Origin of the sequence: Solibacillus sp. FSL K6-1523, from assembly GCF_038005225.1 — a bacterium.
Classification (GTDB): Bacteria; Bacillota; Bacilli; order Bacillales_A; family Planococcaceae; genus Solibacillus.
The window spans coordinates 1,948,774-1,961,406 of record NZ_JBBOSU010000001.1; the positions used below are offsets into that span (position 1 = coordinate 1,948,774).

Here is a 12,633-nt window from a genome sequence, read left to right on the forward strand (position 1 = left end):
TCGCAGCAAAATAACTTATAATTGAATTATAAAGAATTGAAGGGGAAGTTAGTATGTGGCGATTTTTTTTCATCATCATCTTTGTGTTAAGTCTTGCGGGATGCTCGGTAACGATTGATTCAAAAAATAGTGAATCTAATAGTGATGAGCTAAGTCAAGAACAGCAACAAAAAGACGAAACGAACGGGACTGACTCCGTTGCTGAGCAAGACAGTGAACAAAATCAGGATTCCAATGGATTTATTGATTTACTTGAAAATGTATTTAATATAGACTGGTCCACTAGGGTTGATATAGAGGCGAGAGATGTAAGGTATTTAGCGTTGGGCGATTCCTTAACGAGAGGTGTAGGGGATGAAACGCAGGAATTCGGATACACAATCAGGCTTCAAAAGGAACTGGAAAAATGGCCAGCTGTTAAACAAGTTGAACTCGATAATCGTGGGAAAAATGGCCGACGCAGTGATCAATTATTAGGGCTCTTGCAAAAGGGGCATTATGATGAAGAAATAGCGGAGGCAGACTTGATTACGCTGACACTCGGTGGTAATGATGTCATGAAAGTAGTAAAAAAGCATTTATTTTCAATGCAAAAATCAATGTTTGATAAACAGTTACCGAAATTTATGGTCAATTATGAAGAAATTATGTCAGAAATTCGTATGAGAAATCCGGAAGTCCCGATTATTTTAGTTGGTTTTTATAATCCCTTCTCTATCATTGTTGACGAAACTACACCATTCGATCCAATTATCCATGAATGGAATATAGAAATTGAAAAAATGGCGCAACAGGATGAAAATGCATGTTTTGTTTCGATTGAAGATTTATTTACATCAAATGAGGACATGGTATATCATGTAGATTTCTTTCATCCGAACAGTGCTGGATATGATCGAATGACAAGACGAATTATTGAAACGATGCAACAATGTAATATTAAAGAAATGTCGGATGGTTTATTTGGTTTTGAGGAGTGGGAGAATGGGAATGAATAAGTGGAAAATTGCATTTTTAATCCTAGCTGGAGCAATCATTTTCGCTGCAGCTGGACTTTTTTATTATGCTACGGCAGACGTTGAGCAGGCGATCATAAAGGATCCTGTGTTTCCAGAAGGCAATGTGCTAACAGTTGAAACGACTGTAAACGAATTTGAATCGATTGTTAAAAAGTATTTAGGGGAAGAATTGAAAAAAACGCCGATTCAATTGGAAATGGCGATTGAGGATAAAATTTATTTATATAGCACATTGAAGGTGTTTAATGTGGATTTGGCGATTCAAATGGATTATGATCCGGAAGTGAAAAACGGCAATATTGTTTTAAAGCAGACGGCTATCCATGTAGGGAAAGCAAATATTTCGCCAAAAACGGTGTTGAAGCTAATGAAAGACAATGTCGAATTCCCCCCTTGGATTACGGTTCAACCAAATGATGAGCAAATTTATGTGGATTTATCACTGATTAATATTGCGTCGGGTTCAAGAGTACGTGCAAAAGAAATTGATTTAGCGAATGATAAAATCTTATTAGAAGTAATCATTCCGAATGATAAAAAGTAGGGAGGAAGTATAACAATGACAACTCAGTTAGCAACATTTGCAGGAGGGTGTTTTTGGTGTATGGTGAAGCCTTTTGATGAGCAGCCTGGCATTAAGAGCGTATTATCTGGTTATACAGGGGGACATGTTGTAAACCCTACATATGAGCAAGTTTGTAGCGAAACAACGGGTCATTTAGAGGCAGTGCAAATTGCTTTTGATCCGGAAATTTATCCATATGAGCAGCTCGTAGAATTGTACTGGACATTAATTGATCCAACAGATGCAGGCGGACAATTTTTTGACCGCGGGCAATCGTATTCCACAGCGATTTTTTATGAAAATGAACAGCAAAAGGACATTGCAGAGGCGTCAAAAGCTCGTCTTGAAGCGAGTGGGAAATTTCGTGCACCGATCGCTGTGAAAATCCTTCCAGCAAAAACATTTTATGAGGCGGAAGAATACCATCAGCATTATTATAAGAAAAATCCAGCACATTACAACCGATATTCAGTCGGCTCAGGCCGCGTAGCATTTATCGAAAAGCATTGGGGGCAAAATGAACATGAATAAAGATCAACGCTTAAAAGAATTAACACAAATGCAATATTATGTAACACAGCAGCAAGGAACAGAGCCACCCTATCAAAATGAGTTTGATCAGCATTTTGAAGAGGGCATTTACGTAGACATCGTATCCGGGAAGCCATTATTTAGCTCAAAGGACAAGTATGATGCAGGCTGCGGTTGGCCCGCTTTCACAAAGCCATTAGATGCACCTGAAGTATCGGAACATGTAGATAGTTCACATGGCATGCGCCGAGTAGAAGTGCGCAGTAAAACGGCTGATTCGCATTTAGGACATGTTTTCCCAGATGGACCACAACAATATGGGGGCCTACGTTATTGTATTAACTCGGCAGCCTTACGCTTTATTCCAGTATCAAAATTGCAAGCTGAAGGTTATGGGGAGTATGTAGCTTATTTTAAATAATATAAAACTTCTATCTGTGGGGATTTTACTGCGGAGGAATAGAAAAAAACTTACGAAATGGCGCCATTTCGTAAGTTTTTTGATGTGAAGAGCATATTGAATTTATCCAGTGAATACAATCAATTACACCTTGGCGTAATTGCGTCCAGATTTTTTCGAGCTCGCTCACTAGGGATGTTAGCCTAAGTTCGTCGCGTCCATGCGACAACGGCTAACTGACCTGCATCACGCAGGCCTCCTTAAAAATCTGTGACATCCGCCGGGGCTTCACTTAATTCAGCCGGGGTTTGAACCCCGCTGAATAGACTTGCCTTTTTGGCATTCATCCCCACTTATAGAAGTAGGGGATGAATGCTGAATTAAGTTAGATTTTAAATTCATTCACAACACTTCTTAAATCATCTGCCTGTGATGCAAGTTCCACTGCTGAGGCGTTAATTTGCTGCATAGAAGCAGACCCTTGTATCGCTGCAGAGGCACTTCTTTCCGTATTCGACGCAGTATTTTCTGCAATCGCTGTAACGTGAACGAAAGAAGCTGTTACATCATGACTATTTAATAGGGTATGCTCAATTTGCTGAACCATATGGCTTAAAATCGTCGATGTTGTTTCTGTTTGTTTCAAAATATTTTGAAGAGAATCTGTCGTTTCATTTGTTACCTCGACACCACGAATAACGGTTTGCACGCCAGTAACATTTTGCTCGATAATCGAACTAACTTCACTTTGAATCGAGCCGACAATCGTTGTAACTTTGCTCGCAGCCAGTTGCGATTGCTCGGCTAATTTCCGAACCTCATCTGCTACCACTGCAAATCCACGCCCATGCTCACCAGCTCTTGCCGCCTCAATCGCTGCATTTAATGCTAGTAAATTCGTTTGTTCTGCAATGGCTGTTATTGTACCAATAATCGATGTGATGTCCGCTGACTTGCGACCTAAAGCTTCAACAGTAGCCGATGTAGTAGCCATTGTTTCTTCTATATCTTGCATGACATTGGACGATTGTGTAACGGATTGACTGCCAATGTATGCTGCATTTTTCATCTCAATCGATGCTTGCTGTACTTCTTGTGCTTTTTTCGTTAACTCGTGCATCGAATGTTCGAGCTTGTTCATTTCGTTTGCTGCCACACCAATACTCGTCATAATCTCTGTACTATCATTGGCGATATCCTGTGTCGAATTGGCAATGGAATCAATTGTGTGTGAGTTTACATCGGCTAAAGCCATCAGCTCCTGAGAACTACCCGACACATTTTCTGCTAAGTTTGATACACGTTTCACTAACGTCGAAATCGAATCAATTAAAATATTTGTTGAATCCGCTATTTGCGCAAATTCGTCTTTTGTTTTGACTTGTACACGGCGTGTTAAATCACCACCAGCTTGCGCAATATCTAAAATCGAATGATTGATGGCATATGTATTCCGGCGAATCGATTTAGATAGAACGATACTTAATGAGATCGTAATGAACATGGCAATTGCGGATAAAATGAAAAATGATATTTTCGATGCAAGCGCAAACGCTTCCAAATTTAAAATCGTTTTCTCATTATTTTGCTGTAATAAATGGATTAGCTTTTCTGTATTTTCATCGATATAATTTTTGAAATTTTGACTTCCGCTATTTTTAAAAATACTTGCCGCATTTTCATACCCATATTTTTGACGCACTTCAATCGTCGTATTAGAATAGGAAATATAGTTCGCATAGAATTGTTGAATTGCGCTTGCTGCCTTGGATTCCTCTTCTCGATTTTCAAGGGAAGTAATAATTGCTTCTAAATTCGTATCAATTAGTGATTTTGTATTTTCAAATGCTTGTAAATATTTTTCGTCACCTGTAATTAAAAATGTTTGTTCATGACTGGTAAGCTTTGCAATATCACTAGCTAAACTGTTGATTTGCATTTGTTCTTTTAAGTTTTCATCGGCAAAATCCCTTAGACTATTTTGCAAATTTGTAATATTAATATACGATAAAATTTGCATGGCGATAATGATTGCCAATAATGTGGAGAAACTTAAAATAATCCTACCACGAATGGAATGAAAGAAAAAAAACTTTACATTCGTTTTTTTAGATGCTTTCTTGCTTTTTCCACCTTGATGCTTAATTTTCCTTCTCTTAAGCAAAAAACTCACCACTTTCTGAAAAATCAATATTTTACTATCTTACTATATAAGCTTCACAATTAATACGTTTTATTGTAATAAATGTAAACTTGGAGGAATATTATTGGGTAAATCATTTTATCACTATGTTTTAACGTTTCGAGGGGGAGAATGGTCTGACGAAAAGACTAGATTTTCGGAAGGGATGTTCATTGAACCTGGATTTCCGAAATACTCTGAAAGTTTTGAAGAACTTTCGACCTATATCGAATTGCAGTCTAATGAGTATTTGACAATATCTGCATTCGATGAACTCTGGGATTTATATGCGCAAAAGTATGATGTATAACGAGTTGTGCATAGTTAATAAAAGAGATGGGTATATAAAGGGAGGGAAGGAGTAGATTTGATAAATAATTTAGTAAAGAAAGACGTCTAACGATTGAATACCTATGCGAAAAAAAGTATAATTTATAATGAGTAACTAAAGAAAAGAGGTAATGTTAATGAGCATTCATATTAATGCAAAACAAGGTGAAATTGCAGAAATCGTTTTACTACCAGGAGATCCACTTCGCGCAAAATATATTGCAGAAACATTTTTAGAGGATGTTGTTCAATATAATGAAGTTCGAAATATTTTAGGTTATACAGGTACATACAAAGGGAAACGCGTATCTGTTCAAGGAACTGGGATGGGTGTTCCATCTTTCTCAATCTATGCAACAGAATTAATGCAAGAATATGGCGTAAAAAAACTAATTCGTGTAGGTACTTGTGGTGCCATCCAAAAAGACGTAAAAGTACGTGACGTTATTATTTCGCAAAGCTCCTCTTCAGATTCAAACATGAACCGTGTTATTTTTGGCGGCAATATCGACTTCGCACCAACAGCGGACTTTGACTTATTGTTAAAAGCTTATAACGCTGGTAAAGATGCAGGCTTAAACTTAAGAGTCGGCAATACTTTCACAGCGGACATGTTCTACTCAGATGAAGAACAAAATGAGAAATTAGCAAAATATGGCGTATTAGCTATTGAAATGGAAATTACAGCACTTTACACATTAGCTGCAAAATTCGGCCGTCAAGCATTAGGAATTTTAACTGTATCAGACCACATCCTTACAGGTGAAGTAACAACTTCAGAAGAACGTCAAACGACTTTCAATGACATGATGGTGGTAGCTTTAGAAGCAGCTATTCAAGACTAATAATACCAAGGATTTATGAGTTGTAGATATTGGCGAGAGACCAAAAGAGACCAAAGTGATTTTTCACAGGTTATCGAAAAGGTCGCTCGCTTTTTTGCTCTCTATCAATGTTTGAATAGGTGTTTATTGCTTCACAAATGTTAACATGACCAAGCTGTTCTTGAATGGCTTTAATGTTTAGCCTACGTCCCCAAGAAGACGATAAAGTGTTATAATATTGTAAGTTTAGGAGGGGTAAGTGGTGGAAGAAAAGTTTAAGTCTACTTTACAAGCGATTATTAAAGGAACAAAGGATTATAAAATTACTTGGGAATACCTTTCAGATGGTTACTATGACAATATTGAAGCTTGTTATGATAGAAAATTTAAATATGATGATAGAAAATTTAAAATGTCTTTTGATTCAGGATTCGAAGTGGCATATGAAGGATTATTATTTTTACTATTATGTATCGATGTAAAGTCTAAAAAACGAAAGAAAAAGAAGAACAAATCTAATGATAATAAACATATCTTATATGATGTTGAAGAAATGTTTGAATTACGAATCTATCCATATGATGTAAGAGATAAATCGATTATTGAAGCTATTGATTTTGATTTTGAATCTACTTTGCTATTGTTTAACTCATTGGAAGAAAAGTATGAGCAAGAGCTTCAGCAATTATATTCTCTTGCGGCGGGCAGTGCTAGTGGGGCAGACCGAGTTATGGATAAAATTATAAATGAATTAGGAAATGAAAAAAACTTACCTGTTTAAGAATTTTAGCACATCACTAATTTGTGGTGTGTTTTTTTTATTGAACCTCCCCCTATCTCAAATATTGGAATTGTGTTAACATATATTTGAATATTTCAACTTTAGAGAATATAAAGGAAGTGTGATCATCACATATGAAAAAGTTAATAAAACCATTGATTAGTGTTATTGCTATTGGTGCGCTCTCGCTATCTATAAGCACGGATAAACATGTATTAGCTAATGATATTGCAAATACATGTGAGTATGATTCGGCATCGAAAGTAAACCCTGATTTTTCCACAATGAACTGTTTGTTAACCGAAACAGCACTGAAATATAATGTTCCACCTGAAATTGTGAAGGCAATAGCTGAAGGGGAAAGTGGAAATTGGCGTCATTTTGATATGAATGGTGAAGCGATTGTGACAGCTGATAATGGAATTGGCGTTATGCAAATTACAAATCAAGCGGGCTACAATCAAGATCGACTAAAAAGCGATATTGTCTATAATATTCAAGCTGGTGTAGAGACGCTAGATAATATGTTTAAGCGGAAGGATTTGCCTAGAATCAACGGTGGGGAAAGAGATGTTTTGGAACATTGGTACTTCGCTATCATGGCTTATAACGGCACTAAGCCAGTAAATAGTCCAATTTTCCAAGCAACGGGTGAAAGAAATGCAAATGCCTATCAAGAGAGGATTTTCCAGATTATCGATGAAATGGGGTTAATAGACTTAACAGAGTTGCCTTTTTCACGCGATCATTTTCAATATGACTCTAACAGCACAGAAAATATTAAATTTTCAGCGATGACCTATGATTTTGATTTACCATTAACAAAATCAAAGCATTATTTTGAAACAAGTAAAAAAGTTAGTGCAACAACTAATGTAAAAATTAGGACAAGGCCTACTACGGATAGTCCTTCTATGGGTACATTAAGTGAAGGTGAAATTGTTAGCATTACGGGTCCTTTTGAATATGAAGAAGCAGCAACGAAGAAAAACCATTTTGTTTGGTATCCTGTGAAAAGAAATGATGGGACAAAGGGGTATGTAGCATCGACGTATTTAAACTACGCAACAGCAACGTCAACACCAAAGCCATTACCACCAGTTACCTCTGCAAGAAATGACGTAGTAGTTGTCGATGGTGGGAAAGTAGTAAACGGCAGGACACTTGTGCCTATTCGTGTAATTTCCGAAGAGTTTCGTTCAAAAGTAGATTGGAATCAAAAGTCAAAAACAGTAACAATTAATGACGGTACAAGCGAAGTTGTTTTAACTGCAAATTCTAAAAAGATTACAGTTAATGGTCAACCAAAGATCATTGATGTTCCAGTTCGAGTTGAGAATGGAAAGACTCTCGTTCCTTTAGTTGTTGCTAGTCCAAGCGGATCAAAAGCTTCATGGGATCAGAATAAGAAACAAGCTAGTATTTCATTTAATGGCAAAACTGTTATTGTCAATGTCAATCCTAACAATCAAAATTAATCTAGCCTATTAACTAACGAGAGAAAGATAACGCTTATTTCAAAAGCTGATCATATCATAACAGGTGGGGTAAAAACTTCTAAAAAACGTCAAACTACGTTCAAAGATATGATCGTTGTTGCGTTACAAGCGGATATTTAAGAATAGCAGTGTTTTCAAGGGTTTTAGAGGTTAATTCCTAATTTGATTTTAAGGGCAAGCGACCAAAAAGCGACCAACTTTATAAAAGTGGTTGAAAAATATCGCTTGCTCTTTTTTGTTCTCTGTCGATGTGACTTTGTGTGTTCAATAGGGTGGTCCATATAGGGGAAATATGGACCACCCCTGCAAGGACGTAAAAAAATAAGTAAAGCGGGTGAATAGCTAGTGATGGCTCCTCCAGCTGACACAGTGGCGACGATCGAAAATGAAATTAACGAGCGACATGAATCGTTTTCTGTGAATTAAGTGAATCATTTTGCTATAGGGGGTGAATGATAATACAGTAAATAACAGTTTATTCACTGATGCTTAGAAAGGGAATTTGAAATGGAAAAAGAGAAGATTATTGAAAGATTAAGCGATATTAGATACGAGTTAATGAAAAGAGAAAATGAACTATTTGAAATTTATGGATTTGAACCAAATAGCCCTGGTGCGATTTTATCCGATATTTCTTATCATGTTGCAAACCTTACTGAAAATATAAAAACCAATTATTAACCTTTTAGTCGAAACTGACTGTAACTAGCAAAGTGTAACAGGATTTTAAAGGGGTTTGACGAGATTGTGAGAAGAGCTGGAAGTGCTATTTACATAGGCGATTCAATCTAAAGCATTAGGGTTCAATTATGTAGTTGCGTCCATTATGCCTGAATTTTTCCTAGGGGGCTAAATGAACTTTGTTTATGTATGCAAGCCATTAACATAATTTCAAATCGATAGCCATATAAAATTAGATACAAACAATAAAAGGATGGTTTATTGACACATGGCTGGTTAATCGGATTTTTCTCAACTTTTGTTGGAATTGGTGTAGGTGGCGTTATTGCAAGCTTTTTTAATGGCTTTAAGCGAAGCATTGGTACAATCTATGCGGTATGTACAGGGCTAATTTTAGGGTTATTAAGTTTCGAAATCGTACCAGAGGCCATACATCTAGGAAATTGGGTTGTTTTTTTCTTAGGTTTCTTTGTTGGCGTTATTTTATTTAAGCTAATCCATTTGGGATTTCATAAAAATCCTATTATTTCAACAGAATTACGTAAACAACATCATTTAAGAATCGGATTATTCCTTGCTTTAATTATTGCTATTCACAATTTTCCTGTTGGAGTAGTTTTTGGAACGAGTGAACATTCACAATTTAGTCTCGTATTATTACAAGCGTTAATATTGCACAATATACCTGAGGGGATGATCCTATTTACACCATTATTTATTGCTGGAATTAGATATTATCTGTTGTTTTTACTCTCCATTACCATTGCCGTTCCCGTTGCACTTGGGGCAATAATTGGAGAGATGATCGGTCAGCAAAACAGTCTAGTATGGGCATTCTTAATAAGTTTGACAGTAGGAACAATTTATATGGTTACGATAAAGGAAATCCTACCAGAATCCATTAAGCAATCATCCAATAAGTATAGTTTTTTCGTCGCGCTAATTGCATTTTTTTTAATGGGTGCGTATTTGATGTATTAATTAAATTTGCTACTTCAATTTAATGGTAATTGTTTAATTATTTCTTGATCTTCTGGATATTAATGTATGATGTTTTCTATTTCGTCTAGATTCTTCCAAGCAATTTCTTCAATCGTTCCATCAGGGACATTTATCTAACAATCTACAACGTTTACGACTATTTCATCAAAAAATAATTCGTTAAAATATATTTTTAATTTCCATAATCCACTTGTAGGGAATACCATATTAGATGATGTATGAAAACCAGCACCATTATTTGGACCAATATTCAGCTGTGGATATTCCCACACTAAATTGTTTCCAACTACTAATATGATGCTCTTCACCTTTTTCGTTAATCCCAACTACTTTAAAATCACCGATAATGTCATTCTCTTTTCCCCAAAAATGCCGCATATACTTATTCACTTGATTGGCTTTAATGGGTAGGGTTGTTGCTTCTCCTCTTTTCTCAGAACCAATTAAAAAGCCAACTTTACCTGCTTTCCCGATCAATAAATAATTACCTTCATTATAATAAATATATCATTGAGGCATGGAAGTTAGGATTGAAAAATTATGAATAAGCGATTGTGGTACTTAGCAGAGAGTGTTTTCAACAGGCATTAGGTGGGTATACTGGAAACTAAATTAAGCACAAAGGAGTGACCGAATGGATTCATCCAAACCATCCAAGTCGGTTCGGCTATTGAATGTTATTGAGGAAAAAGGCAATAAACTACCGCATCCTATTACGATTTTTATGATTTTTACGTTAATTGTGATTGCTTTATCGCATATTTTTTATGTCATGGGGACAGGCGTCCGTTTTGAAGGGGTTCATCCTGAAACAAGACAAATTGAGATGCTGACGGTCAAGGCAGTCAGTTTACTTGTTCCCGAAGGCATTGCTTATATGTTTTCAAATGTTGTTGCAAACTTTACCTCTTTTGTAGCGCTTGGCCCGGTGCTTGTGGCAATGCTTGGCGTTGGTGTTGCGGAGAAAAGCGGCTATATTAGTGCGTTAATGACGAATACGGTGACAAAAGCACCTAAGAAATTTGTCACACCGATTGTCGTGCTAATGGGAGTCTTGTCCAATGTTGCAGCATCTGTAGGATACGTTGTGCTTGTACCACTTGGCGCTATTATCTTTTTAGGGTTTAAACGGCATCCGTTAGCGGGTTTATCGGCTGCGTTTGCAGGTGTTGCAGGAGGCTATTCCGCTAATCTATTTTTGGGGACGAACGATCCGTTACTAAGCGGAATTACAACAGAGGCGGCGCATATATTGGATGTCGGATATGTTGTCAATCCGACAGATAACTGGTTTTTCATGTTCGTTTCGACTTTTCTTATTGTCATAATTGGAACACTTGTGACGGATAAACTCATTGAGCCTAAATTGGGTACATATGTACCGAGCGAGCCGCTGGAACATGAAAATAAGATCTCCGCTTTAGAGAAGAGAGGGCTTTTCTGGGCGAACTTGTCCATCTTATTTACTGTCATCGTCATTGCGCTACTTATTGCTCCAGAAAACGGAGTATTAAGAGGTGAGGGTGGTAGTATCATCAAATCACCCTTCATGAGTAGTATTATTTTCATCATGATGCTGATTTTTTTAGTGCCAGGAGTCGTTTATGGATTTATGACAAAGTCGATTCGGAACGATAAGGATATTGCTAATTTAATGACATCCTCATTGGAAACAATGTCTGGATTTATTGTATTGATCTTTTTTGCTGCACAATTTGTAGCGTTATTTAATTATACGAATTTAGGGACAATCATTGCAGTAAAAGGGGCAGATTTTTTACAGTCGATTCATCTGGATGGCGCGCCTCTACTTGTGGCACTGATTATGATTACGACAATTATTAACTTATTTATCGCAGCAGATTCAGCGAAATGGGCGATTATGGCGCCTGTTTTTGTGCCGATGTTCATGCAGATGGGCATTGCGCCAGAAGTAACCCAAGTGGCGTATCGAGTTGGAGACTCTGCGACGAATATCATTTCACCGCTAATGCCATTCTTTCCGCTTGTCGTTGCTTTTGCACAACGTTACGGCAAGAAGAACGGCGTGGGGACAGTCATTTCTCTTATGTTGCCCTATTCAATCATCATATTAATTAGCTGGACGATTTTCTTCATTATTTGGTACGTATTCGGTATTCCGGTCGGTCCGGGTGCCAATTTGAATTACTGAGAAAGGGTGGATAGATATGAAAGTAACGACAACATGGACTGGTGGGCGTGCCTTTACAGCAGTCGGAGATTCAGGATATGACATCAATATGGATGCAACGGAATTGTATGGCGGCCTAGGGAAAGGAGCTACACCTACCGAAATGCTACTCAGTGCCGTAGCGGGGTGCATTGGAATCGATGTCACGATGATTTTAAGACCCCATCTGGAGAACATTCATAAAATCGAGATTATAACAGACGGAACGAGGAAGGAAGAACCTCCTAAAGGTTTTATAGCGATTGAGGTGACATTTCTGATTGAAGGCGACATTGACAGTAGGAAAGTGTGGCGGGCTATTCGTCTAGGCAAAGATAAATATTGTTCCGTTTCGGATTCGTTAAAGGCGGGTGTGCAGTTTAAATTGGTGTTGAATGGGGAAGAGCAGGAAGAAGTATAGTATGTACGACTAATGAGAGCGTAAAGAAAAGAGTGTCTGGCATCCATCAGTATGGTGCAGGCACTTTTTTTGTTCTTTTCAAAAGCCATCATACCTATTTTCGGTGATCGAAGAGTGGAAGGGTTAAAATTACAATTTAATAATTATTTAACAAAATCATCATCGGTAGTTGGATAAATAAGGATTTATGTATGTTAAAATAAGATT

General features: G+C 37.1%; 14 protein-coding genes. 12 read left to right on the plus strand and 2 right to left on the minus strand.

The genetic code is table 11. The features are described from left to right. Positions 1-53: 53 nt before the first annotated feature. Genes MHI10_RS09240 through msrB form a run of 4 tightly spaced genes read left to right on the plus strand, consistent with a single transcriptional unit; the run spans position 54 to position 2,536 of the window. Positions 54-998 carry a GDSL-type esterase/lipase family protein gene (locus MHI10_RS09240; protein WP_340784851.1) on the plus strand — a complete coding sequence of 315 codons (945 nt, stop codon included), beginning with the start codon at positions 54-56 and terminating at the stop codon, positions 996-998. Further along, positions 991-1,563, plus strand: coding sequence for a YpmS family protein (locus tag MHI10_RS09245; RefSeq protein WP_340784852.1), 573 nt, complete (start codon positions 991-993; stop codon positions 1,561-1,563). Before MHI10_RS09240 ends, MHI10_RS09245 begins: the two co-directional genes overlap by 8 nt. Positions 1,564-1,578: 15 nt before the next feature. After that, positions 1,579-2,115: a peptide-methionine (S)-S-oxide reductase MsrA gene (gene msrA, locus MHI10_RS09250; RefSeq protein ID WP_340784855.1), complete on the plus strand. Its 537-nt coding sequence runs from the start codon at positions 1,579-1,581 to the stop codon at positions 2,113-2,115. Next, on the plus strand, positions 2,108-2,536 hold the full coding sequence (gene msrB, locus MHI10_RS09255) for a peptide-methionine (R)-S-oxide reductase MsrB (RefSeq protein ID WP_340784856.1): 429 nt from the start codon (positions 2,108-2,110) through the stop codon (positions 2,534-2,536). Before msrA ends, msrB begins: the two co-directional genes overlap by 8 nt. Positions 2,537-2,900: 364 nt before the next feature. Here msrB and MHI10_RS09260 read toward each other — a convergent pair whose 3' ends face one another. Further along, positions 2,901-4,679: a methyl-accepting chemotaxis protein gene (locus MHI10_RS09260; RefSeq protein WP_340784858.1), complete on the minus strand. Its 1,779-nt coding sequence runs from the start codon at positions 4,677-4,679 to the stop codon at positions 2,901-2,903. A gap of 103 nt (positions 4,680-4,782) precedes the next feature. On the opposite strand from MHI10_RS09260, the gene MHI10_RS09265 reads away from it, so the two are divergent. The 6 genes from MHI10_RS09265 to MHI10_RS09290 all read left to right on the plus strand — a co-directional run bounded on the left by MHI10_RS09265 (position 4,783) and on the right by MHI10_RS09290 (position 9,793). Beyond that, positions 4,783-5,007: a YozE family protein gene (locus MHI10_RS09265; protein WP_340784859.1), complete on the plus strand. Its 225-nt coding sequence runs from the start codon at positions 4,783-4,785 to the stop codon at positions 5,005-5,007. A gap of 157 nt (positions 5,008-5,164) precedes the next feature. Continuing rightward, on the plus strand, positions 5,165-5,872 hold the full coding sequence (deoD, locus tag MHI10_RS09270) for a purine-nucleoside phosphorylase (protein WP_340784861.1): 708 nt from the start codon (positions 5,165-5,167) through the stop codon (positions 5,870-5,872). Positions 5,873-6,113: 241 nt separating this feature from the next. Then, on the plus strand, positions 6,114-6,632 hold the full coding sequence (locus MHI10_RS09275) for a hypothetical protein (RefSeq protein ID WP_340784862.1): 519 nt from the start codon (positions 6,114-6,116) through the stop codon (positions 6,630-6,632). Positions 6,633-6,766: 134 nt separating this feature from the next. Next, positions 6,767-8,110, plus strand: a complete 1,344-nt coding sequence (locus MHI10_RS09280) for a stalk domain-containing protein (protein ID WP_340784864.1) — start codon at positions 6,767-6,769, stop codon at positions 8,108-8,110. A gap of 528 nt (positions 8,111-8,638) precedes the next feature. Continuing rightward, on the plus strand, positions 8,639-8,812 hold the full coding sequence (locus tag MHI10_RS09285) for a hypothetical protein (RefSeq protein WP_340784865.1): 174 nt from the start codon (positions 8,639-8,641) through the stop codon (positions 8,810-8,812). 261 nt (positions 8,813-9,073) lie between these two features. After that, positions 9,074-9,793 (plus strand): ZIP family metal transporter, encoded by a 720-nt coding sequence (locus tag MHI10_RS09290; protein ID WP_340784867.1) that lies wholly within the window; start codon positions 9,074-9,076, stop codon positions 9,791-9,793. Between the two features lie 255 nt (positions 9,794-10,048). Here MHI10_RS09290 and MHI10_RS09295 read toward each other — a convergent pair whose 3' ends face one another. Further along, the gene (locus tag MHI10_RS09295; protein ID WP_340784868.1) at positions 10,049-10,291 is read right to left on the minus strand and encodes a hypothetical protein; all 243 of its coding nucleotides are present in this window, start codon (positions 10,289-10,291) and stop codon (positions 10,049-10,051) included. Between the two features lie 157 nt (positions 10,292-10,448). On the opposite strand from MHI10_RS09295, the gene MHI10_RS09300 reads away from it, so the two are divergent. Next, the gene (locus tag MHI10_RS09300) at positions 10,449-11,987 is read left to right on the plus strand and encodes an AbgT family transporter (protein ID WP_340784870.1); all 1,539 of its coding nucleotides are present in this window, start codon (positions 10,449-10,451) and stop codon (positions 11,985-11,987) included. Positions 11,988-12,003: 16 nt separating this feature from the next. Then, complete coding sequence (locus MHI10_RS09305; protein WP_340784871.1) at positions 12,004-12,426, plus strand: OsmC family protein; 423 nt, start codon at positions 12,004-12,006, stop codon at positions 12,424-12,426. Positions 12,427-12,633 lie beyond the last annotated feature (207 nt).